The organism is Brevibacillus brevis, assembly GCF_900637055.1.
Taxonomy (GTDB): domain Bacteria; phylum Bacillota; class Bacilli; order Brevibacillales; family Brevibacillaceae; genus Brevibacillus; species Brevibacillus brevis.
Map to the genome: position 1 here is coordinate 5,402,472 of NZ_LR134338.1, position 23,436 is coordinate 5,425,907.

At 47.5% G+C, this 23,436-nt stretch carries 18 protein-coding genes; 2 read left to right on the forward strand and 16 right to left on the reverse strand.

All coding sequences use genetic code 11. From position 1 onward, the window contains the following. Window positions 1-52: 52 nt before the first annotated feature. The 14 genes from EL268_RS26260 to EL268_RS26330 form a co-directional block, all read right to left on the reverse strand. Window positions 53-652, reverse strand: coding sequence for a response regulator transcription factor (locus tag EL268_RS26260; RefSeq protein ID WP_106652368.1), 600 nt, complete (start codon window positions 650-652; stop codon window positions 53-55). Continuing rightward, window positions 649-1,791, reverse strand: a complete 1,143-nt coding sequence (locus EL268_RS26265; RefSeq protein WP_106652367.1) for a sensor histidine kinase — start codon at window positions 1,789-1,791, stop codon at window positions 649-651. Before EL268_RS26265 ends, EL268_RS26260 begins: the two co-directional genes overlap by 4 nt. Before the next feature lie 63 nt (window positions 1,792-1,854). After that, window positions 1,855-2,913: a Delta(5) desaturase DesA gene (locus EL268_RS26270; RefSeq protein WP_106652366.1), complete on the reverse strand. Its 1,059-nt coding sequence runs from the start codon at window positions 2,911-2,913 to the stop codon at window positions 1,855-1,857. A 256-nt stretch (window positions 2,914-3,169) separates the two neighbouring features. Next, the gene (locus EL268_RS26275; protein ID WP_106652365.1) at window positions 3,170-4,189 is read right to left on the reverse strand and encodes an ABC transporter substrate-binding protein; all 1,020 of its coding nucleotides are present in this window, start codon (window positions 4,187-4,189) and stop codon (window positions 3,170-3,172) included. Window positions 4,190-4,306: 117 nt separating this feature from the next. Continuing rightward, window positions 4,307-5,887, reverse strand: coding sequence for a helix-turn-helix domain-containing protein (locus tag EL268_RS26280; protein WP_232030082.1), 1,581 nt, complete (start codon window positions 5,885-5,887; stop codon window positions 4,307-4,309). Window positions 5,888-6,007: 120 nt separating this feature from the next. Further along, window positions 6,008-8,089 (reverse strand): Fe(3+)-hydroxamate ABC transporter permease FhuB, encoded by a 2,082-nt coding sequence (gene fhuB, locus EL268_RS26285; protein ID WP_373863419.1) that lies wholly within the window; start codon window positions 8,087-8,089, stop codon window positions 6,008-6,010. Beyond that, window positions 8,089-9,108, reverse strand: a complete 1,020-nt coding sequence (locus EL268_RS26290; protein ID WP_106652363.1) for an ABC transporter substrate-binding protein — start codon at window positions 9,106-9,108, stop codon at window positions 8,089-8,091. The genes fhuB and EL268_RS26290 overlap by 1 nt, the downstream gene beginning before the upstream one ends. 474 nt (window positions 9,109-9,582) lie before the next feature. After that, the gene (locus EL268_RS26300) at window positions 9,583-11,460 is read right to left on the reverse strand and encodes an FtsX-like permease family protein (protein ID WP_106652362.1); all 1,878 of its coding nucleotides are present in this window, start codon (window positions 11,458-11,460) and stop codon (window positions 9,583-9,585) included. A gap of 13 nt (window positions 11,461-11,473) precedes the next feature. Next, window positions 11,474-12,241 (reverse strand): ABC transporter ATP-binding protein, encoded by a 768-nt coding sequence (locus tag EL268_RS26305; protein ID WP_106652361.1) that lies wholly within the window; start codon window positions 12,239-12,241, stop codon window positions 11,474-11,476. Window positions 12,242-12,417: 176 nt separating this feature from the next. Further along, window positions 12,418-13,425 (reverse strand): ABC transporter substrate-binding protein, encoded by a 1,008-nt coding sequence (locus tag EL268_RS26310; RefSeq protein ID WP_106652360.1) that lies wholly within the window; start codon window positions 13,423-13,425, stop codon window positions 12,418-12,420. A gap of 159 nt (window positions 13,426-13,584) precedes the next feature. Continuing rightward, on the reverse strand, window positions 13,585-15,036 hold the full coding sequence (locus EL268_RS26315) for a polysaccharide deacetylase family protein (protein WP_106652359.1): 1,452 nt from the start codon (window positions 15,034-15,036) through the stop codon (window positions 13,585-13,587). 188 nt (window positions 15,037-15,224) lie between these two features. Further along, window positions 15,225-16,454, reverse strand: a complete 1,230-nt coding sequence (locus EL268_RS26320; protein WP_106652358.1) for an efflux RND transporter periplasmic adaptor subunit — start codon at window positions 16,452-16,454, stop codon at window positions 15,225-15,227. Between the two features lie 20 nt (window positions 16,455-16,474). Then, on the reverse strand, window positions 16,475-19,606 hold the full coding sequence (locus tag EL268_RS26325; RefSeq protein ID WP_106652357.1) for an efflux RND transporter permease subunit: 3,132 nt from the start codon (window positions 19,604-19,606) through the stop codon (window positions 16,475-16,477). A gap of 38 nt (window positions 19,607-19,644) precedes the next feature. After that, the gene (locus EL268_RS26330; RefSeq protein WP_106652356.1) at window positions 19,645-20,028 is read right to left on the reverse strand and encodes a MarR family winged helix-turn-helix transcriptional regulator; all 384 of its coding nucleotides are present in this window, start codon (window positions 20,026-20,028) and stop codon (window positions 19,645-19,647) included. Between the two features lie 227 nt (window positions 20,029-20,255). On the opposite strand from EL268_RS26330, the gene EL268_RS26335 reads away from it, so the two are divergent. Together EL268_RS26335 and EL268_RS26340 are read left to right on the forward strand one after the other, a co-directional pair. Further along, on the forward strand, window positions 20,256-21,422 hold the full coding sequence (locus tag EL268_RS26335; RefSeq protein ID WP_106652355.1) for a sensor histidine kinase: 1,167 nt from the start codon (window positions 20,256-20,258) through the stop codon (window positions 21,420-21,422). A gap of 34 nt (window positions 21,423-21,456) precedes the next feature. Beyond that, a complete protein-coding gene (locus tag EL268_RS26340) occupies window positions 21,457-22,170 on the forward strand; it encodes a response regulator transcription factor (RefSeq protein WP_106652354.1) in 714 nt (237 codons plus the stop codon). An 18-nt stretch (window positions 22,171-22,188) separates the two neighbouring features. On the opposite strand, the gene EL268_RS26345 is transcribed toward EL268_RS26340, so the two are convergent. Beyond that, complete coding sequence (locus EL268_RS26345; protein ID WP_106652353.1) at window positions 22,189-22,665, reverse strand: GNAT family N-acetyltransferase; 477 nt, start codon at window positions 22,663-22,665, stop codon at window positions 22,189-22,191. Continuing rightward, on the reverse strand, window positions 22,646-23,347 hold the full coding sequence (locus EL268_RS26350; RefSeq protein ID WP_106652352.1) for an MBL fold metallo-hydrolase: 702 nt from the start codon (window positions 23,345-23,347) through the stop codon (window positions 22,646-22,648). The genes EL268_RS26345 and EL268_RS26350 overlap by 20 nt, the downstream gene beginning before the upstream one ends. Window positions 23,348-23,436 lie beyond the last annotated feature (89 nt).

The window sequence follows — 23,436 nt, forward strand, 5'->3', positions numbered from 1 at the left end:
TATTATAAAACCCTTCCTGCCAAAACAGAAAGGGCCTTCTCCAGCTGGTCTGCTACTTAAACCAGCCTTTTTCCTTGAAATGCATAATCGCCTCGATCCGATTGCTCACACCGAGCTTATCGAGAATGACGGAGATGTAATTCCGTACAGTCCCTGTCGTAATGTACAGCTGGCTGGCAATCTCCTTGGTGTTCTTGCCGTCAGCGATCAAGAGCAGGACTTCCTTTTCCCGCTCCGTCAGCGGATTCTCCTGCCCGTATGCCTCATCGACCAGCTCAGGGGCATAGATCCGCCGCCCTGCCATAATGCTGCGAATCGAGCTGGCCAGCTCTTCGCTCGGACTGTCCTTGAGCAAGTAGCCGTTTGCACCTGCCTTCAGTGCTCGTTCGAAGTAACCTGGGCGAGCAAAGGTCGTTAGAATCATTACCTTGCAGCCGCTGCCTTTCAATTCTTCGGCAGCGTCCAATCCGCTTTTGACTGGCATTTCGATATCCATAATGCAAATGTCGGGTTGATGCTGATGCACGAGCTTGACGGCATCCTCACCATTACTTGCTCTACCGACGACCTTCATATCCTCTTCCAAATCGAGCAGGGAAGCAAGGGCTCCCAATAGCATCCGCTGATCCTCTGCAATGACAATGCGAATCATCCTCCCGCCTCCTGTTCCGGTTGTTTGAAGACGTTGGGTACCCGAATCACTAGCTGTGTTCCAGACACTGAGGACTGGATTTCCATGCTTCCATTGACAAATTCCAGCCGTTCCTTCATCCCACGCAAACCATTGCCTCGGTAGACCAATTCCTCCGCCATTCCAATTCCATTATCTGTTACGCTTACGACGAGATCGGTAAGAGTGGGTTCGATGACGATGGAGCAGACGGTGGCATTGCTATGCTTCACAATATTGTTGACTGCTTCTTTCAGGCACATGCACAACACGTTTTCCGTCATCAGCGAAGTGTTGGTCAGATTCGTGTCGCCTTCCAGCACGAATTCAATTTCCGCTGCCTTGAAAATTTGCTTGATCCGAAACATCTCATCCTCTAGCCGCGTCCCACGCATTTGCGTGACCATTTCCCGTACTTCTTTCAAAGCGATACGCGCCGTTTGTCTGATTTCCTCCAGCTCCGTTCGTGCCAGAGCAGGATTTTTGTTGATCAGCTTGTTCGCCAAATCGCTTTTCAATCCAATCAAGGAAAGCTTCTGTCCCAGCGTATCGTGCAAGTCACGGGCAATGCGTTGGCGTTCCTCGAGCTTGACCAGCTCCGATATTCGCTTGTTGGCATGCTCCAGTTCTCCCTGCAGCTTCTCTCGCTTATTCCAGTTGTACGTCGTCACGGGCAAGAGAATGACAGCTATCATGCTAACCAAAACAAACGGAAGCTGGCCAATCAATTGCGCGTTTTTGGTGAAAAAGCCGATGTTGACCGATATGGTGGTGCTAATCAAATGAACCGTGTACAGCGTAACGAAGCCGATCTTATTATCGATATTCCCGATAAAAAACGCCAGGAAGAGCGAGAAATACACATAGCCGAACATCAAGGTCATGGCGACCGATATAACGATTTGCACACTCGTCCAGAAATACACCAGCCAGCCCTTTGACAGAAAGGAGAATACATAACAAATGAAAAACAGAATGATCATGATGATTCCGATCACTGCTTCGTACGTCGAAGAGGACCGGAAGATAAAATAGAATGGCAGGATGTAGAAGACAACCCACACATAAGGGCTCAAGCCCGTATTTTTTTGAAGAATGTGATACCACTTCTGCTTCTGCATACTTGCCCACCTTTTCTTCGCCACTCTCTCAAGTGTATCGGAATTCAAAGGTTTATGGCAGGCTTATTTTCCTTCCAAACTCGGTTTGGAGCCTTGGAGTGCATCCATGAGCGCTTCCGATTGAGCAGCAGCCAACCGCTTGATGCCTTTGAAGCTCACAAAGCGCTTGTTGCTCTCATCCCACAAATGAAAACGCAGGCACTGCAAGCTGGACGCCAGTGTAATCGTTGTCGCCATCTGAAGCGGCGGTGTCTCGTTGTGTGCTTTTTCCAGGTTGTAGTTCGGTACCCGTGGGCTTAAGTGATGAACATGGTGAAAGCCAATATTGCCTGTGATCCATTGCAAAACCTTCGGCAGCTTGTAGTAGGAGCTTCCTTCTACAGCCGCCTTCACGTAGCTCCACTCTTCATCGTTCTCAAAGTACGAATCCTCATACGTATGCTGCACATAAAACAGCCAAATCCCAAACAAGCCGGAGACGAAAAAGATCGGACCTTGGATCAGCAGGAATGCTTGCCAGCCAACCGCCCAGATTAAGAGCGCATAAAGACCGACCAGCAGCACATTGGTCAAATACGTATTCAACCGCTCTTTGCGGCGAGCTCGCTTTACATTAAAACGATATTGGAGCAAAAAGACAAAAATAGGACCCAAACCAAACATGACGATCGGATTGCGATACAGCCGATAAGCGATTTTACGCCAGATAGAAGCCTCGAGATATTCATTGACGGTCATCATCCATAGATCGCCTACGCCTCGTTTGTCGAGGTTGCTGCTCGTTGCATGGTGAATATTGTGACTGTTTTTCCATTGTTCATAGGGGACAAGGGTCAGCACACCGGTAATCGTACCAACGATGTCATTCGCCAGACGATTTTTGAAAAAGGATTGGTGGCAGCAATCGTGGCAAATGATGAAGGTACGGATGACAAAACCAGCTGCGACGATGACGATAGGCAGCGTGAGCCAATAGGACACAGACAGACTGAGATAAGCACCGTACCAGAGTACAATCAGCGGAACCAACGTATTGATGAGCTGTCGGATGCTCTTTTTTAGGTCTGATTTTTCAAAGGGGGCAACATTCTTTTTCAACTGGGCAATGTTAGCTTGTTGCATTGCTTGTTTCCTCCTCGATTGAAGCGTACAGGGACATGTGAATTCGCCGGACGCAATATTCTATCTTTATTGTAGAAAATAGCGTCTGACCGCTGTAGTCATAAACGTCAAGTCGAGGACATGACAAATGTCATGGTTAAACAAATGACTGGGAAATTTAGGGTACATAAACTAAGCGGTACATCCCATATTATACCAAGGAAAGACCCCATCCATTCTTCCAGATGAGGTCTTTTGCTTTGACGCCGTATTCTTTTTACTTCACATCAAGGCGCTTCATGATATCTTCGAGCAGCAAATTCGCTGCCTTGATGCCGCCTGCTTTGTTCCAGACCGTTTCGTCTACTTGGTAAACTTGATTGGTCTTCGCCACATTCAGAGATTTGAAGACTGGGCTTTCCATCCATTTTTTCGCATTGTTCGCAATGTCTGTAGATTCTTTCGTTGGCTCCGTTACCCAGTAGAACAGGATGTCCCCGTCCATAGCGGACATGCCTTCTTCACTGATCATTTCTGCAAAGTTGTTTACGTCCTGGGAAGCTGGACGTGCGAGTCCCAGCTGATCGAGCAGCACACCGCTAAAGGTATCTTTTTGATAGATTTGTACGCCTTTTTTGGAGAATTTCGCTACGGATACTTTGGTAGAAGCTTTAGGACCCAGCTTTGCTTTCGCAGCAGCTACACGGTCGTCGAATTCTTTCAGGACTTGCTCGCCTTCCGCCTTCTTGTTCAGTGCTTCTGCATAGAGCGTGAAGTTGCTTTTCCATCTACCGGACAGCTCTTCAGAGAATACGGTTGGAGCGATTTTGGACAGTTGATCATAAATCTTTTCATGACGTACTTTGTTCCCGATGATCAAATCAGGGCTCAGGCTGACAATCGCTTCGAGATTCGGCTGGTCTTCAAAGCCCAACACTTCTACGCCTGTCATCTCATCTTTGATGTGAGGATACCATGGATCTTCATCCCAGGACTGTACAGCAGCGATTGGCTTAACGCCAAGTGCAAGCAAGGCTTCCGTACCTTCATTTGTTAGAATAACCACACGTTCTGGTGTTCCCTTAATGGGAGTTGTGCCCATTGCGTGTTTCACTTCACGTACTTCATTCGCATCGGCTGGTGCTGGAGTAGCCTCAGTCGTCGTTCCCGATGCAGCTGGCGCCTGTTGAGCTTGATTGGCATTGCCTCCACAACCGGCAAGGACAACCAGCAAGCACAGCGCGAAGAAGCTGGTCATGATGTGGCGCATGGTACGTAAACTGGTCTTACTTTTCATATCGAGAATGCCCCCACTTCTGCTTATCAACTTAGTGATAACAATTATCAATTGATAGTATATAGAGACTCCTCTTACTTTTCTATGGACGTGATTGTCTAATTGCCATGGACCAGATTATCCCTGTGCGACCTGGAGAAAATACGCTGTGCTCCTTTGAATCGTATGCTCTCTGCCAAACGGTCCCCATGGGTCCCATTCATGATTGGCTGGGTGGTACACTTTGTTTTCCCGCACCGCACGCAAGTCTCTCCACAGCGGGTTGTTCCACAGTGCTGCCACATGTTCCCGTTCGCTCCAGAACACGATGATTCTCTCCGGGTTCAATTCGATCAGATCGATAAGCGCATTTGGTTTATAGGCCGCATGGGTCACATTCGGATCAGGCGCAAACCCAAGCTTGTGATAAAACAAGTCAGCGAGGGCGTGTCCCTCTACGCCGTACAGGCGCACCTCATCCTTCAGCACGCGAATCATCGTCCATTCACCCGTGCGCGTAACCGGCAATAGTGCATCTCTTGCTTGTTTTTCCACTTTGTCGATGTGCTTGATGATTTTCTCTGCCTGACTCTCTTTTTTGAAGAGCGTCGCCAATTTGGTTTGGTAGTCAATCCAGTTCGGATAGCCGTCAAAGGAGACCGTTCCTTTTATTTTCTCCCAATCTCCTGCCTCCCGATTGTGGAAAAAATTCATCCTGACAATCACATCAGGCGACAAAGTCAAAATCTCTTTCGGATCGATCAACTGCTCTGCATTCAGTGCTTTTGTCCCGCGCAGCTTTTGCTGCAAATAAGAAGGAAAGCCCGTCCTCGTTTCAAAGTAGTTCGGGAAGGAGGGGGCAGCAATCGGCTGAATTCCCATCGCAAGAAAATGATCCTGCAAAAACAGCTTGCTAACCACGACTACCCGCTGTTCACTTTGCTTCATATAAATTTGCGGCGACAATCCTTCTCGCTTTTTGAAGAGTCTACTAAAATACAGCTCATCGGCATAGCCTACGTTGCGAGCCACATCCTTCACACTTCCTCCAGAATGGGCAAGCAGCTCCTTGGCATGCTCCATCCGCAACCCAGTCAAATACTCCCCAGGTGTCATTCCCGTCGCACGTTTGAAAGCACGGCAATAAGAGCTAGGGGTCAACCCCGCCAGTTTCGGCAAGCTTCCCAATTCTAGTGACTCGCGGTAGTGCTTCTGCATGTAGGCGATCGTCTCCTCAATCGCTCCAATGCCCTTTTCCTCATTCTTTTTCTGTTCATCATCAACAATACCCAAAAGCTCGTAGAGCAGCGCTTGGCTCCGCAAAAAAGAAGAGTAGTCCCGCTTCCGTGTCAATTGCGAGAGCTCCTCCAATACCGTCAGAAATGAGGCGGGAGTAGAGACAGCCAAAACCTTGACTCCTTTCCTCTCGGGAGCGCTCTCGTGCTGGTCGTGTCTCACTTCCACGTAATGCAGCCTGTATATGTGCAACGGTCCTGATTGGCACCGCAATTCTTCTATCTTCGCCGTCGGGCGCAACAACAAGAGCTTTCCGGCGTCGAGCACCTGCTTTTGACCATCCACCGTAATCTCTGCACTTCCTTCTGCCACATAGCAAAGGACATGGGTGTTTACCTCCACCTGACGCAGGTGAAAATTTTTCAATCGCTGTTTGCGAAAGACGGTCATCAAAAAGCCAGGATAATCTTGATAAATCGTCAACAGACTCACATCCTTCTATCACCGGAAATAGCAAAAAAAGCAGACAAGCTGATTGCCAGAATCAGCCTGTTCTACTTTTATCATGTTGGAGATCTTTCTATTTGGCAAGTACCTGCCTGTCTATTGTGCGGAACGAGTCGAACGGAACATCAGCAAGAACAGATAGGGCGCGCCTAGCAACGCCACTACGACCCCGGCCGGAATATCTTTCGGGATCATGACGATCCTTCCCAGCAAATCAGAAGCAGCCAGCAATACAGCCCCAAGCATGGCTGAGACGACAACTGCACGGCGATGATGGGGTCCAACCAGCATACGTGCTGCATGCGGAGCGAGAAGACCGATAAATCCTACGGCTCCGACACTGGCAACTGCCGCTGAAGCGAGCAACACCGCAATGACTGCCACAGACAACCTCGTCATCCGCACCTTTAACCCCAATCCAGTCGAGCTCTCGTCGTTAAATGACAAAAGATCCACCCGACGTCCTAACCACCACGCGATCGGAGCTAGAACGAGGATCGCAGGCAACAGGCGGCCTACTTCCATCCATCCCCGCCCATATGTACTTCCTGCCAGCCAAGTAAGTGCAGGCGCTGCCAAGATCATGGAATGTACGATCAAGATATTGATAAGGGCGGCACCTGCGGCAGAAACCGCAATACCTACAAGCGTCAATATGATTGGATTGAGTCCCCTTCTCCAAGAGACCGCGTACACAATCGCAGCTGAGATGATTCCCCCTGCAACGGCCCCAAGCGGCATCCAAGCCGAGAGTTGAGGAAACACGAGGAGCACGATAATCGCCCCTACACCCGCACCGCTCGTTACACCTACAATCTGTGGATCTGCCAGCGGATTTCGTACTGCACTCTGCATGAGGCTTCCGCTGATCGCGAGTGCCACACCTGCGAGCATCGCCGTCAACAGTCGCGGCATTCGAAGCTCAAACACCAATTGACTGTACATCTCGTTTCCTTGTCCCATGAAAATGGCGATGATCTCTGTCCACGGCAGGTACAGGTTTCCGCTGGACAAGCTGAGCATCCAAACGACCACGAGCAGCACAGCAAGCGTGCACACAATCAACGGATACGAAACTTTGCGTTGTGCTCCTCCGACACTCATCGAGCCTCCAGTCCCCGCACTCATACTGCGCGAGACACGCAAAGCCAGCCAGATCAACCATGGTCCACCAATAGCAGCAGTGATGGCTCCTGCTGGAAGTTCACCATAATGATTGATGAACATACGTGCAATCGTATCGGAAGCCACCAGCAGCGCTGCCCCCCAGATGGCACATAGCGGCAACAGCCATTTATGCTGAGTGATGCCTGACAATCGTACCAGATGCGGAGCCACGAGACCGATGAAGCCGATTGGCCCGACCACACTGACACTGACGCACGTAACCAAGATCGCAATAAACATGGTGAAAAGTCGTGTTTTCGCTACCTTTTGCCCCAATGATTTCGCCGTTTCTTCATGAAAGGTAAGTACATCAAGCTGCCTGGACATGAAAATGCTGACCAAAATCCCGGCTACAATCCAAGGCCAACTGAATTCTACACCCGACCAGTCATTTTGTTTCAAAGAACCTGAGCCCCAGAGGAAAATGCCATTGGTCGTTTCTTCATTAAACAAGATGATGGCACTCGTCAAGGAGGAGTACACCAAGGTCACAATCATCCCGGACAATGCCACACGGACTGGCGTACCTTTTCGCCCGCCAGACATGAAGTATACGGTAACAGCTGCGAGAATTCCGCCCGCCATCGCAAAGGGAAGCGGGTGATCATGCAAGAGTGATGGCCAAAAAACCATCCCGAACACCACGAAGAAATAAGCACCTGCATTTACGCCTAGTGTCGTTTCTGACGCGAGCGGGTTTCGTGTCACCGTCTGCATCAAAGCTCCGGCAATCGCCAATGCTGCACCAGACAAAAGCCCCATGACCGTTCTCGGAAGCCTGACACCCTGTATCATATGGTGATCTGAGATATCCTGTGGAGCAATAATGGCCTGTACGACAGAACGCAGAGAAATGTCTGCCATTCCCTGTGTCAAACTGACAAATGTAAGAACCAGCAGAGCAACCAGCCCACTCCCTAACATCAAGAACAATCTCCAGCCCCCTCTTTGCGAGGAAGTGGCTGGAGTGATGTCAGTTCGTGTGAACATTTTATTTTTGGCTAAACTCATTATTTTGCCAACAAATCAACGACTTTATTCGCGAGAATCTTTGCAGACATGGTACCACCGTAAGGCCACAGATCTCCGCCCAGGGCATAGACACGATTTTCTTTCACAAAAGTAAGGCCGTTCCAAACCGGGTTGTTCTTCAATTGATTGTCAATCACGTTGTCATCATTTTGAATGATATGGAGGAAATTTGCATCCTGCAACGCTGGTAGTGCCTCCACATCTGCCAGTGTCATGCCTGTTTGCTCAAATTTCTTGGGCTTATACTTATTTGTCAGACCAATATGAATCAAGATGCTTGCTGCTGTAGAGTTGTCCGTAGACAAACGGAATTCTACCGCATTTTGACTGCTGTAGCCCATCGCGAGGACGAATGGAACTTTATCTGCGCCAGCTTTGGTCAGCTTTTCTTTTGCTTCCGCATAAGTCTTGTCGAGGTCTTTCAAAGCGGCTTCGGCTTCTGCATTTTTACCCGTGATATCCGCAATTTGCTTGAAGATCTCGATCATTCGATCATACTGTGATCCTTGACCTTCAGCCGGATTCGTATCAAAAGCAATCGTTGGGGCAATTTTGCTCATTTCGTCGTAATTCGCTTCTACATTTCTTTTAATACCGATAATCAAATCTGGCTTCAACATCATGATCGATTCCAGGTTTGGGGAAGTACGACTTCCTACATCCACTACCTCTGGAGCAATCTCCACAGGGAGTTTGACCCATTTTTTCATATTCGGAATATCTGCAATCCCCACAGGCTGAATACCAAGAGCCAACAAATGCTCTGCTGAGCTCCATTCCAATGCAACAATACGCTTAGGAGTGCCTTTGATGGTCGACTCTCCCATCATGTGCTTCACTGTGCGCACTTGCTCTTCAGCCGGCTTCGCCGCGTCAGGCTGAGCTGTAGCAGCTTGGTTGGAACCAGATTGTGCAGTTGACCCTGCATTGCCGCAAGCAGCAAGTAGCAGCATCGCAGACAAAAATACAAGCATCACTGGTAATTTCATAAGACGCATGAAAAATTTCCCCCTTACTTTTCTGGGTGTTACATCGAATGATAAAGGATGTTTCATGATGGACATGATTTCCAATCAACCATTGATTATGATAATGATTATCATTATCTTTGTCAACGGTGGAATGTGCTAGTTTTTTCTGTTTTCCAACTGTTTTGATCTGGAAGTAGCTTCTTGAAGTCACTTTCAAGTTATTTAACCAAGGCTACGTAAGAAGAAGCGCATTTCCAGTCCAAGCGCCTCTGGAGACCGCCCCAGCTTCGGAATAAATGGCGGGGAATTTAAGCTTCACTGATGGAATCCTTCATCGAAATTTCAACGTTTGAAGCGCTCCCGCCATTTATTCCGAAGCGGCCAGTCAATCCCCCTTGGGGGGCGTAGGCCGAAGCATAGACTGGAAATGCGCTTCTTCCCCCCACAACTGCTCCGAATAAAAAGCAAAAAAATCCCCCTCAAATGAGGAGGATTGATTCTTTACGCTTCTTTTGGTAACACAATTCCACGATAAAGCTGAACCGTAATGTAATAGTAAATCGCATAGATCACAACGAAAATCAGTGTTGGAATCCAGATGTTCAGATACGGATCCAAAAGGATGAACGAGAACATCTCCATGCCGATCAATACGTGCATCAGACCGATGATCGCCGGGAAAATGAATACCATGAACAGCTCTTTATAGATCGAACCTACGAGCAACGATTGACGTACGCCGATTTTTCTCAGCATGCTGTATCGATCTTTGTCACGGGAAGCACCGGACAAGATTTTGAACATCAGGCAGCTCGCCATCATCGCCAGGAAGGCAATTCCGAGGAAGAAGCCCATAAACATCGTCCCGCTTGTGAAAATATACATGCCCGAATACGTGCTGTATTTGGAAGAAGTGTATACGTCTTTCGCTTCCACATTTGTGATAGACCCAATCAATTGCTTTTGGCGTTCATCCATTGCTTTAAATTCCTGCGTGTATTTCAAATAATCGTCTACTTGGGCAAGGAGAACCTTGTGTTCACTTCCAGCGGTTTGCTCATACGTCGCCTGATCCACAACCAGTACAGACTTGCCCTCAATCATCTGGTAGTTGATAAAATTGGTAGATATCCCTTTGTCCCAATCCTCAGGAACAGCATCGTATTTACCGTTGTCTTCTTTTGACGCACTAATGATATACGTCTCTTTTGGAAGCGGATCTGCCACAAGTTTTGGCTTGTTGTCAGCAGAGTAATTTTGAGTGCTGTTCGTGGAAATCAGCAGCGGATTTGCCAGCAAGTCTTCCTTCAAGTAGTAATACGCCTTGTCGTCGACTTTGTATCGATACGTATTTTGCTCCAGGACGTTCATTTTTTTCAGTGCCTCATAATCCGCTTCAACCGGATCATGCAGATTCACGTCATACACATGGAATACCGAGGTAAACAAATTGACGTTTTGCTGGAAGGCCAAGCCCCCTGCCATCGCCCCGACACCAAGCCCGATCAACATTGCTACTGTACCGAGGATTTTGGTCAGGTTGTTCACCCGAAAGCGCAGCTGAGCAAAGGTGAATGCGTTCAACTTGCTATCATTCAGCTTTTTATTTTTCTTCAAAGCCTGTACAAGAACTGGCAGCAACGAGATGAAAATCAAGTACGTCCCGATTGTGCATGAAATAGCCCCGACGATAAAGCCGAGTGCTTGGAGGTACATAATCAAGTGCAAGCATGTATAGCCCAGAGCCAACAGAATCACGCCAAGGATGGCTACCAAAACGGCTCCGATTCCTTTTGACTTGATTTGGTCATTTTGCTGCTCGGCACGGATGAGAGCAAGCTCAGTAGCACGAGCCAAACGAGTCGCATTGATCGTGGATGTGATGATAAACAGAATGAGGAAGAATCCCCATGTCACCCAAACCGCTGGCAGATAAAAAGGATAGTACCCATCTGTTGAAATCTCCAGCAAGTTCATGAGCAAGACGCCGATGCCGCTTGCAAGCGCAATACCAACCAGACTACCAATCACCAGGGAAAGGATCCCCATCGTCAATGTTTCCAGGAACAAAATCTGGCTGATTTTCCCCTTCTTCGCACCTAACACCATGTACATTCCGAGCTCTTTGCGCCGCAGCGAGAGTAGGAATGAGTTGGCATAGAAGATATAGAAAATCGTGATAAACGCCAGCAGGAATGCCCCTACATTAAAAACGATCTGAATCGAAGAGATCATCGAGTTGTTTTTCGTGTAATCTGAATTGAGAGCAAGCGTCTGGAACATGTAAAAAATCGAAATCGAGATGACCAGACCCACGAGCAGAACCAGATAGTCCTTCATCATCTTCCGCATACTGGACAAGGATAGCTTTAAAAGCATGAAATGTTACCTCCTAGCGTACATCATGTGATGCACCTAGCTCGGCCAGTACATCCAGGATTTGTTTGAAAAATTGCTGACGATCCCCCGTACGTTGAATCTCGGTGTACAGCTTGCCGTCCTGAATGAACAAGATACGTTTGCAATAACTCGCAGAAAAAGCATCATGCGTAACCATCATGATTGATACTTGGTGGTTCTCGTTCAAATCTGTCATCGTTTCCAGCAAGCTTTTCGCATTCTTCGAGTCGAGGGCACCCGTCGGTTCGTCCGCCAGCAAAATCGCAGGATCATGCACAAGTGCGCGTGCTGCTGCGGCGCGTTGTTTTTGTCCCCCGGAAATTTGAACCGGATATTTTTGCAAAATCTCTTCGATCCCGAGTGTTTGTGCTACTTTACTTACTTTGGTGCTGATCTCTTTGGAAGAGACACCTTGCAGAGACAGCGGCAATGCAATGTTTTCATACACGGACAAATTCTCTAGCAGGTTGAAATCTTGAAAGATAAAGCCGAGCTTTTGCGAGCGAAAATCTGCGAGCTGATTACGCTTCATCTGTGTAATGTTCGTTCCCGCAATTTCAATAAAGCCTTCCGTTGGACGATCCAGTGTGGAAATCACGTTGAGCAGAGTCGTTTTACCCGAACCGGATGGCCCCATGATTCCCACGAACTCACCTTTGTCTATGGTCATCGATACGCCTTTTAAGGCATGCGACTGGCTTTCACCTTTTGTCCCATATATTTTTTGAACGTCTTTCACTTCTAGTACAGCAGTACTCATTCTACGTTCCTCCATTCTATCTATTGGTTAGCGTTCGTTGTTTCGGTCGCTATTAACTGTAACCAAATTCCAGAATAGGAGCTATTGATGTTCCTTACAGTTATCTTTACATTTTGTAAGGTTTATTACGTGAGACGAAAAAAAGCCATCCGGGAAGCGATGACTTTTCTTGTGATCTATTTTTTGCTCTTGTTCTCTTCGTGTCTTTTGATCAGCATATCTACGAACATATCAATATGTGCGGTGATCGCGATTGGGTCATAGCGATAGAATGTATCGTAGTCGTTGTAGAAAATCTGATTGTTTTTGGCAGCAGGTGTAGCATTCCAGACAGCGGACTCCTGTAAGGTTTTCAAGGCTTCACTATTCTTTTCCGGGTTGTAGAAAGTCACGAACATGTAATCTGCCGCATATTCTGGCAGGGTTTCCATGGACAGCTGTACGGTTTGCTCTTTTGCTTTGCCTGCGTGCGGCATTTTCAGCTTCAATGCATTGTACACCGTTTGACCACCGCGCCCTGCGTTATCGCCGAAGATCCACAAATCTCCTTTGTTGGTCAACTCGTAGAGACCGACAGTCGCATTCTCATCCACGATGCCTTTCAGCTTTTCGCGACCCCAGGCTGCCTTCTTGTCAAAGTCTGCAATGAACTTGTCTGCCTTTTCTTTATCGCCAACCACTTCTCCGAACAATTTGACCGTATCGTAAATGTTTGTCGCCGTACCGTACGGGAGATAAACGGTTGGAGCGATTTTGGACAAGGCTTCATAATTGTCATCATACATGACGACGATGAGGTCAGGAGCGAGCGCTAACGTTTTCTCCACATTGATCCGCGGGCTGCCTACGTCCTGCGCATTTTTTAATTGTTCAACGGTAAACGGGCTTTTGAAAGCTTCCGTCTCTGCACCGATTACGTTTCCGCCTACTGCAATCAACTCGCCTGCGTAGTAGTCAGTCACAATGCGTTGTGGCTTGTCGGGAATTTGAATCGTCCCTTTGGGTGTTTCGATGCTGCGCATTTTGTTCTCAGAAGGAGCTCCTGTAGACTTGTCAGCTGGCTTGGAAGCAGAATCCGTCGCGGGTGCTGGCGTTGCCGTATTTGCTCCACCGCATGCCGTCAAAAAAAGCGAGAACACAAAAATGACAGCAAGGAAAGCTTTTACTGTTTTGTTCGTAAGCATGATGAGCCTCCCTTATGTACGTTTGTAAGGTAAATGTAAGGAATGACCTTATCGATATTGATTATCATTATCGTCAAAACTATAACAAAGAGTATTTTTACTGTCAATCGCCCGAGCTTTGCGAAAAAGGCAAAATAAAATCCCTTTCTGAGAAAGGGATTAGTTGCCGGAACGGCTTTGTTTGATCATATCGTCCATCTTTACAAAGGTGTAGCCTTTGCTTTTCAGGCTTTCCAGTACAATCGGGAGCGCCTCAATCGTGTGGATGTCATCGAGCATATGCAGCAAAATGACACTGCCATTTTTCGTTTTGCTCATGACGCCATTTACAATATCTGCGGCGCTGTTTTTCTTGTCCCAATCCAATGTGGTGACATCGTACAACGCAATGACCTTGTATCCTGTGGCTGCAATCACTTTGGCTGTATGATCGTCTACTACGCCAGTCGGCGGACGGAACAGCATGACAGGCTGCTGTTGGATCGCTTCGGTAATGACCTGGTGTGCTTTGACCACGTCCTTCTGCAATTCTTCCGTTGTCAGCGTCGTTATGACCGGATGGCTGTAAGAATGGTTTGCCACATCATGACCACTCTCCACCATCGCTCTCGCCAAATTCGGATTGTTCTCCACCCCTTTTGCCCGTAAAAAGAAGGTCGCTTTGACATCATGCTCTGCCAAAATGTCTAATAGTTTCGTTACGGTTTTGTCGCTTCCCCAGTCGTCAAAGGTGAGCGCGATCTGTTTTTTATTTGTGTCGACCTGATAGACGAGCTCGTACTTGGCATTTTCGAATTGTGGATTCAGTTTGGCTGCGTCAAAGCCTGGTATTTGTTCCAGCGGCTTGCGTTCACCGCCGTTTTTCACCATCTCACTGAGCGGGACAAACTGGTAGCCGATATCCGCTGCTGCCTTGGCGATCAATGGAATGGCCGGAATCACCTCAGGATTGATGTCCGTATTGAGCGAGATAATGCTGCCCCTGGACATGTAGCGAGCTATGTAATCTCCGATGGTTTTGGCGTCTTTTTGTAAATCACGGTCCTTCGGGTTGATCGTGTAGCTGACGACCGCTTCCATCCCGAGATGGGCGGCTGCCAAACGAACATCATCTGTCACATCGCCGGATTTGGTTCTCACATAGCGAGGTGAAATACCCGTTTCGCGTTTGATTACCTCATTACTCAACTGAATTTCCCGATAGATTTGCTCGTAGCTGAGCTTGCTCATGTCCAGCTGACTCAGTGTGTTGTTTTGGATTTCATGACCGCGGGCCAAAATGTCCTTGGCGATGTTTGGCTCCTCGGCGACACGCATGCCCGGGAGAAAAAAGGTTGCTTTGATCTTATGAGCATCTAGCTGCTCCAAAAGACTTTTCATCATTTTATCGTCGCCCATGCCGTTAAACGTCAGAGCTAGTTCCTTGCGCCCCGTGTATACATGAGACAGCGCCTTGCTTTTTTCACCCGTGTATCGCGTGATTTTCTGTTCCTTCTCTATCTTCTGGCGCTCAGTGGATTCATCTTTGCTCGCAAACATCGAGCATCCGGAGACGAGCACGACTGTCATGAGCAGTGCAATCCCTTTGCGCAGTTTGGTGGATATAATCATTTATGACTCCTTATCCTATCATTGCTTTGATGTCGGGATTATGAAAAAGTTAGAGGCATTGATTTTTAACTCTCAACTTCCATAGCTAAAATTATACTCTGTTTAGCAATTTTGGTAGAGTAGATAATCCTACCATTTTATAACAAAAAGAGGCGGATCTGCTCCGCCTCTTTTTCTTCCCTATCTACTTACTCCTGAATACTCACCTTGCCGCCATCCGCAAGCAGCGTCTGTCCTTTTACCACGACTTTATCTCCATTCGCTAAGCCCGATACTACTTCAATCAATTCGCTTGTCGAGTTGCCCGTCGACACTTCCACTTGCTTGGCTGTTTCCCCTTCCAGCTTGAATACGTATTGTCTGCCTTCACGCTCAAATACCGCCTTGCGAGGAATGACCAGTGATTTCGCTCCTTCTGAACCTTGCGGAAAGGTAACATTCACGACCATATCGGACTTCAATTCATTAGAAGCATTTGGAATCGTGATTTCTACTGGATAGGCTTTGAGCTGCGAATCCATGACGGGACTAATCGCCGTTACTTTTGCATCAATCGTTTTGCCTGTAGACTGCACGTTTACTTTGACGCCTGCTCCTACTTTTACTTTCGTCACATCTGCTTCGGACAAATTCGCTTTGACCACAAGTGGATTGGTTTTGACGACGGTCACAATCGGTTGCTGGCCTGCCATCTGCCCTACTGCTCCGGTCACGCTTGCGACAAATCCGTCGATTGGGGAGACAACCGTTGCATTCGCCAATTGCTCTCGAGCATTTTGCAGTCTGACCTCGGACTCCGTTACGCTCGCTGCCGATACTTGCACACCTGTTTTTTGTTTCGCGCTTTGCAGCTTCTGCTTTGCATTGTCATAGGAAATCTGGGCTTTTGTGAGCGTTGTATTTGCCTCTTCCATTTTCTCAGCAGCAATCGCTCCCTGAGCAAACAGCTGCTGATTACGTTGTTGATTCAGTTTTGCGTCAGCAAGCGCTCGTTCTGCTTCCGTCAAATCATTTTGTGCTTCCACCAAGCCTTGGTCAGAGGTGCTGCCTGCTTGGGTTAAGTTCGCTTTTGCCACACGGAGAGCTGCTTCTTGTTCTCTTACGCTGTTTGACAGCTCATTCGTATCGAGTGTAAACAATAATTGACCTTTTGTTACGGGCTGACCCAGCTTTACGGGTAGAGATTTAATTTTCCCACTGGTTTTTGGTGACATTTGGACTTCTTCACTCGGTGCCAATTTTGCAGTCAGCCCAGACTCAGATGTGACCACGCCTTGTGCCACCGTTGCAACCTGTACAGGGGTAACTGTTTCTTCTGGTGGGGCAGCAGTAGTCGCTGCATCTTCCTGGCTTGCGCAGCCTGTGATCAAGGTCAGGGAAAGTAGCGCCACAATCGCGATTCTTTTATTTATGATCATGAATCGTTCCTCCTCTTTTCTCATGCATTTGTCGATTCCAAAGTGGTAAAGGTTTTCTTTTCCTGCTTTTCCTTACGTTTGTTGCGTCTCTTCTGCCCCATCTCGTCGAACCATACGGTAACCACAGGTACGAGTATGAGCGTGATCATGGTGGAGAAAATCAAACCATACATGACGGTAGTAGCCATAGGCGCTTGCAGTTCTAGACCAGACCCTGCCGCAACGGAGAGCGGAGCAATGGCCATAATCGTCGTGAGGGTTGTCATCAAAATCGGGCGTAGACGAGCAGGTCCTGCATGTAAAATCGCTTCATGTAACTCCCAACCTTTTGCACGCAACTGATTGATCAAATCGATTAACACAATCGCATTGTTCACGACCAGACCGATCAGCAAAATGTACCCGATCAAAACAGATACGGTAATAGGCGTGCCTGTAAACAAAAGCCCCAATATGACCCCAGTAAGGCTCGGAGGAACCGAGAACATGATGATAAATGGACTGAAAAGTGATTCAAACTGAGCAGCCATGACCATGTACACAAGCACAACGGACAAGACAATCGCGAGACCCAAATTCACAAAAGAATTCCCCATATCCTCGCTCTGGCCGCCCATTTCGATAGTGTACCCGTCCGGAACATTCAGCTTATTGATGATACTCGTAATTTCCGTCGAGGCCGCTTGCAGGTTATCCCCGATCCAATCGCTTGTGACCGTCACTTCGCGCGTCATGTTTTTGCGCTCAATCGATGGTGGTACATCGACTTTGCTGATGGTCGCTACGGAAGTGAGGCTGATTTGAGCGCCCGTCGGCGTGGAAATGCGCAGGTTCTTCAAGTAATTGATATCTTCCTTATAGTCTTCCGGCAGCTTGAGATTGATATCAATTTCATCTTCACCCGTACGATACTGGGTAACCGTTTGACCTTGGAAAGAAGTTCGCACAGCAGAAAGGATTTCATTTGTTGTCAATCCGTACAAGCTCGCCTTCTCTGTATTGACCTTCACATCGAACTCCTGACTCATTTCCTGAACACTGGTAGATACGTTCATCGTTCCCGGTACCTTGGCTATTTCCCCTTTCACAATCTCGCTCAGTTCCGTTAAGACGTCCAGATCATCTCCGCGAATTTCAATCGAGATGGCTGCTCCGCCCCCCATACCACCGGAAAGGGATTTTACCTTGATATCTGCTCCTGCAATATGCTTGACTTGCTCTTGCAGGCCCACAGCAATTTCCTCTGTCGATCGCTGTCTCGTAGAAATCTCTCCTACATGCAGTTCGATCGTTGCGTTATGAGAAGTAGATGCACCGCTCTCTGAAATACCGTCGCCACCCCCGACCGAGGACTTGACCAATTTCTTTTCTGGCACTTGATTGACCACTTCTTCTACCTGTTTCATGACTTTTTCTGTTTCCGTCAAGACGGTACCCTTTGGCAGCTTGATCTCTACCTGGATTAATCCTTGGTCCATATCTGGGAAAAATCCTGCACCGAGAGATGGAACTAGCATCAATGAGCCAATCAACATGGCAAAAGCAGATCCAATCACCGTTTTTCGATGACCCAATGCCCATTTGAGCACCCTTTGATAGCCTTTTTCTACTTTGTGGAAACCGATATTAAACCAGATTAGCGGATTGAAGCCTCGATAGTTTTCGTGATTCGTATGCTCCGGTACTGTTTTTAACATGCGAGCACTCATCATCGGAACCAGCAAGAAAGTGAAAACGAGGGCGGCGATGTGTGAGAAAACGACCGTCAAAGCTAATGGTGCGAACAGCTCAGCAACAATACCCTCTGTCAGCGCAATCGGTAAGAATACGCAAATTTGTGCCAATGCGGATGCCATCACCGCGGTTCCTACTTCTTTGGAACCGACCAATGCCGCTTCCATCATACTCTTGCCTTGTTCCCGCTGACGGAAAATGTTTTCCAGCATAACAACCGCGAAGTCCACTAATGATCCCAATCCGAGTGTGAGACCTGCCAGGGAAATCAGGTTGATTGTTTGACCTGTCATATACATCAAGAGGAAGGTCGAAATGATCGATACAGGCAGGACAATGACAGCAATGAGCATAGACGACAGACTGCCCAAGAAGAAGAACAGCATGAGTACGCCAATGGCACCACCTGCAAGAGCATGTACTACCGTGTTGTCAACGGAACTCTGGATATATGTAGAGGTATCGAAAACGATACTGGTTTCTACATTTGCTGGAAGCGTGCTATTAATCTTCTCCAGCTCAGCCTTTACGTCTTTTGCGATTTTGATCGTATTGCCGCCGGTGCCTTTCATCACGGCAATTCCCAAGCTTGGCTTTCCATCAATGTAGCTCAGCTCGGTCACTTCTTTGATGGTGTCTGTTACGTTGGCAATATCACTCAATCGGATGAAGCTCCCACCGACAGAGATCGGAGTGAGTGCAATGGTGTCCACATTGGTGAATTCCCCTTGCACGCGAATACTGGTCTTTGCGTCACCTTCTCGTATCGCACCAGCTGATCCGGATACATTGCTGTTTGCTAGTGCTGCCTTAATTTGATCCAATGTCAATCCATAGGCGGCTAGTTTGGCTGGGTCCACGATGATATCGACAATTCGCTCTTGCCCACCAGTGACAGTGACAGAAGCAACACCGTTAATTCGTTCCAAGCGAGACTTAATCAAATCATCCGCGATTTTTTTCAGTTTATTGACATCTTGATCGCCAGTTACAGCCAAATCAATGATCGGCTGGCTTGTCGGATCAAATTTTAACACCCTTGGTGAACCAGCTGATTCAGGCAAGCTCCCTCGGACAAAATCTACTTTATCTCGCATATTCAGCGTGGCTTGATCCATGTCTGTTCCCCACTTGAAATGGAGGATGACCGAGGAGGAGCCGTTAACAGAGGTTGATGTGACCTTGTCTAAATTCGGAACCGTGCCTAATGCATTTTCGATCGGCTTGGTAACCAGCTTTTCTACCTCAGCTGGAGCCGCCCCCTCAACAGAGGTAACAACTACAGCGACCGGAGAAGTCAGCGATGGCATCAATTCAATAGCCAAGCGCGGAAAGGTAACCAAGCCAAAAATGAAGATGGCTACGGATATCATAATCATCGTGACCGGACGTTTAATGGACAGCTCTGATATATTCAAAATTTTCTCACCTCTTTGTTTGTAGGGAGCTCAGCGTATCAGCTCAGTATTTCTTTTTCCAAAATAAGCGCGCGCAAGGAATGCAGCGATGCAGGTGTACAAGCACTTTCTTCTTGACCCGTCCAATTCGCTGGTACACGCTCCGTCAATGCTGCCCACACAATTCTCCGATCCGATTTATCACGAAATCTGCGCACCAAGTTCATCTGTTCCAGCCGACTGATTAAACCTGAGGTCGTACTATACGAAAGATCAATCGCCTTGCTGATTTCTCCCATTGTTTTCGGGCTTATCGCGATTTGCTCCAGAATGAGAACTTGTTGCCAGGTAATATCACTTGAATCCAATGCTTGCATGGAAAGTGTGGAAAACACGGTGCTCGTATCCCGTAGAATCTTCGCTAACTGAAATAGTTCGTTCATAAAAGCCTCCTACCCATTGTCTATTTTTCGTCTATCGTTTGGGGCGTTCCCCTCTACAAATCACATTGTACTTATACGATTCGTCCCCGAAGTCTATCGGATAGTTAATTTCTGGATTTTGATTTTATCTATCCAGAGATAGAAGACCGTACACCCGGAGATAGACGACAGCGCATGCTAAAATGAAACTATAATGGGTATGTATTCCAAGAAAGGAGGTTGTCTTCTTGAACGCTTCAACTGCATCTTTACGCTCCCGTTTTCTGCTCATTTGCTTTTTTGTATTGATCTCATTTTTTCTCATTCCAACTGCTTACTTGCATGAACCCACCATTCCCTTTATCATCTCTCTGATCATCATCTTCTGCTTCCTGATGATGTTTCTCAGGCCCAAACAAAATTGGAAACCTTTTCAAAAAGACATCGCCATTATCGTTCTTGGTACCGTGTCATTTATAAAAGTTCTATATGTAGGAGAAGAGATCGGTCTATCCTTGCCATTGGTAGCTTTTATTGGATATCACATTCTCGAACGCCGAGCATTGTACTATGCGACTTTTTTTGGCGCATGCTCCTTTTCTTTCATGTACTTTCATGGAGACTATATTTTTGAGGAGGTAATAGGCTATATCGTGGCCTATATCGGATGGTATATCGGCGCACGAGGATTATCTCTTCAAAATCAAGCAAAGGAATCGAGCCAGCAGCATCTTAAACAATTGCAAGAGGCGCATGTTGAACTCCAGGAAGCTCATTCTGAACTGCAAGCAGCCTCTGTGAATACACTTCGTGCCGCTGTCCTCGAGGAGAGGACCAGAATCGCCCGCGATGTTCACGACGCCTTGGGACACAGTCTCACATCGTTAATCGTTCAATTGAATGCTTTGAAATACATGCTGCAAGGAGGACCGAGTGACGCACAGGAGGCTGTCCGAGACATGCTTACGGTATCCAAGCAAAGCCTCGATGATATACGCTCGTCTGTGCATACATTGGCTGCTGACAAATCCTCTCTGGGAATCACACCGCTGCGTATACTCTTATCACGAGCCCAGCAGCATACCGACATCAAAATGCAGCTGATCAGTCCCAATCCAGATATTCCTCTATCACAGCAGATGACCATTACGCTTTACCGGATTCTCCAAGAAGCTATTACCAATTCCATTCGGCATTCTGATGCAACAGAGATTTTCATCACGATTGAAAAAAAGCAGCATAACTACCTATTCCTGGCTATTTGGGACAATGGGAATATTACGAATCATCATCAAATCAAACTGGGCTCTGGTTTAACAGGTATCGCAGAACAAACCAAGCAATTAAACGGAGACCTTTCCTATTCCATTCGAGAGCCCCACGGCTTTCAAATTGACATCAGCTTTCCGCTTTGATAAGCAAATCACGATATATACGGAGGAATGCAGCATGGTAAATCAAAACAAAAAAGAGACCATTCGTGTGGTCCTGGTCGATGACCAAACGATGATCCGTCAAGGATTGGGGTATGTCATAAAAATGCAGAAGGATATGGAAGTAAGCGGGGAGGCTTCCAATGGAGAAGAAGCCGTGAAGATCGTAGGAGAAATCATTCCTGATGTCGTCTTAATGGATGTACAAATGCCGAATATGTCAGGAATCGATGCAACCCGAGAAATCACTCGACTCCATCCTTCGATAAAAGTGTTAATCCTCACAACATTTGACACGTACGATTACATCGTAGACGGTATTCGGGCAGGTGCTGTCGGCTACATGCTAAAGGATTCCGATTCACAGGATATGTTGGACCTCATTCGCAGGGCCTATCAGGGAGAGGCACTGTTCTACACGGCTACAGCTGCCAAGGCTCTAGCGGATGCGCTACAGTTTCAACAAAAGAATCACGAGTCTGCCTCTCATCCTGACTCTGATGCTGACTCTGCTCTTCCCCCTCTTGTCATGTTGGATCAGTTGACCGATCGAGAGCGGGACGTACTTGAGCAGCTATCCTACGGCAAACGGAACGATCAAATTGCGCAGCATTTGCTTATCTCAGGGGGAACCGTCAAGACGCATATCCATCGGATTTTGCAGAAAATGGGCGTAGAAGATCGTACACAGGCAGTTGCCAAGGCGATCCGGTATAAAATCGTGAAGTAATGTAGGAATAGACTGCAGCTATTCCACACCCCGTACCTTTCCGATCTCCACTTCCAACAACGGCAATTTTCTGCCTGGGAAAACGGTAGACACGATTTCTCCTACTCGCTTTGCCCCTCTCGACAAGTAAAACGGTTCTGCGTACGGGTCGCTGTGGATGGTGATGACTGGGATATCCAGCTTTTGTGCCACCTCCACCATATGCTGCCACAGAGCCTTTCCGTAACCTTTTCCAACTGCCTCTGGTTCCATGAACAAAAAGCCTAATAGCCATTGCTCTTGCTCTGCATCCTTTTCCAGACTCATGAAGCCTTTGATGCTGCCCTCATCCTCTAACACATATACTTCATGCGTCTCGATATACGCAGGTGATAGCGTCAGGTCGTCACGACAGGACTCCATGAATTCATCACTGTATCCCCAATAAGCTTTGGAGCGATACGCTAGCTCGCTCAGTTCACTTGCTTCTTGTCCTTTAGCTCTGCGGATGTTCATTTGAGTCCATGCCCTCCTTTTCTACGATATCCGATAGACGTTGTTTGATACCCCCTGTACAAACACCACCATGATAGGCAATCACAGTCTCTATGTCGAACGCGAGCAGTTTGCGGATCGATTGCAGAGCTGTCGTTTGATCTGGCGTGAATTCGGGATTGAAAGGCATCACTACCCCATCTTGTGCTGTGAGGGCGTCACCTGAAATCAACGTCTTGCTCGGAATATGATACAAAGAGATGTGATCTGGGGAATGACCGGGGGTATAAATCACCTGGATACCGCCACAGTAAGGGAGAACATCGCCATCCTGTACGGCATGATCCACTTTTACCGGAGGAGCCAGTAGCCCGCTTTTAATTAAAGGTGTTTCTCCAGCCAGATACGGAATCGCTACCTCGTGAGCAACCACCTGTACGCTTCCTTCCGCTGCTGCTATCATTTCAGGCAAGCTGCCGATATGATCCCGGTCTTGATGGGTAATGATGATTTTCGTCAATTTTTCAAAAGGAATCGCTTCTTGCGCCAGTACGTTCTGAATCAGCTCCAATTGTCCGGGGATGCCTGTATCCACAAGAATGGCTTCATTCTCATCCCATAGCACTGCGGTGTGGACGACGAATGGATTGCCTCCTACGTTCATCTCCAGTTTGATCATTTTGATTCCTTCTGTTTGGGTCAAGTCTGACACCTCCAGCATTTGCTCGAATTTGAATCGTATGAATTATTCCTCAAAGGCAGACTAGAATCCTTTCCCGACCTATTCTGTCA

Excerpts from the sequence above, each read along its gene's own strand:
- EL268_RS26270 (WP_106652366.1), bottom strand. The coding sequence starts at position 2,913 with ATGCAACAAGCTAACATTGCCCAGTTGAAAAAGAATGTTGCCCCCTTT.
- EL268_RS26275 (WP_106652365.1), bottom strand. The coding sequence starts at position 4,189 with ATGAAAAGTAAGACCAGTTTACGTACCATGCGCCACATCATGACCAGC.
- EL268_RS26330 (WP_106652356.1), bottom strand. The coding sequence starts at position 20,028 with ATGAACGAACTATTTCAGTTAGCGAAGATTCTACGGGATACGAGCACC.
- EL268_RS26345 (WP_106652353.1), bottom strand. The coding sequence starts at position 22,665 with ATGAACATCCGCAGAGCTAAAGGACAAGAAGCAAGTGAACTGAGCGAG.
- EL268_RS26300 (WP_106652362.1), bottom strand. The coding sequence starts at position 11,460 with ATGCTTTTAAAGCTATCCTTGTCCAGTATGCGGAAGATGATGAAGGAC.
- EL268_RS26260 (WP_106652368.1), bottom strand. The coding sequence starts at position 652 with ATGATTCGCATTGTCATTGCAGAGGATCAGCGGATGCTATTGGGAGCC.
- EL268_RS26305 (WP_106652361.1), bottom strand. The coding sequence starts at position 12,241 with ATGAGTACTGCTGTACTAGAAGTGAAAGACGTTCAAAAAATATATGGG.
- fhuB (WP_373863419.1), bottom strand. The coding sequence starts at position 8,089 with ATGAGTTTAGCCAAAAATAAAATGTTCACACGAACTGACATCACTCCA.
- EL268_RS26310 (WP_106652360.1), bottom strand. The coding sequence starts at position 13,425 with ATGCTTACGAACAAAACAGTAAAAGCTTTCCTTGCTGTCATTTTTGTG.
- EL268_RS26265 (WP_106652367.1), bottom strand. The coding sequence starts at position 1,791 with ATGCAGAAGCAGAAGTGGTATCACATTCTTCAAAAAAATACGGGCTTG.
- EL268_RS26340 (WP_106652354.1), top strand. The coding sequence starts at position 21,457 with ATGGTAAATCAAAACAAAAAAGAGACCATTCGTGTGGTCCTGGTCGAT.
- EL268_RS26315 (WP_106652359.1), bottom strand. The coding sequence starts at position 15,036 with ATGATTATATCCACCAAACTGCGCAAAGGGATTGCACTGCTCATGACA.
- EL268_RS26320 (WP_106652358.1), bottom strand. The coding sequence starts at position 16,454 with ATGATCATAAATAAAAGAATCGCGATTGTGGCGCTACTTTCCCTGACC.
- EL268_RS26290 (WP_106652363.1), bottom strand. The coding sequence starts at position 9,108 with ATGCGTCTTATGAAATTACCAGTGATGCTTGTATTTTTGTCTGCGATG.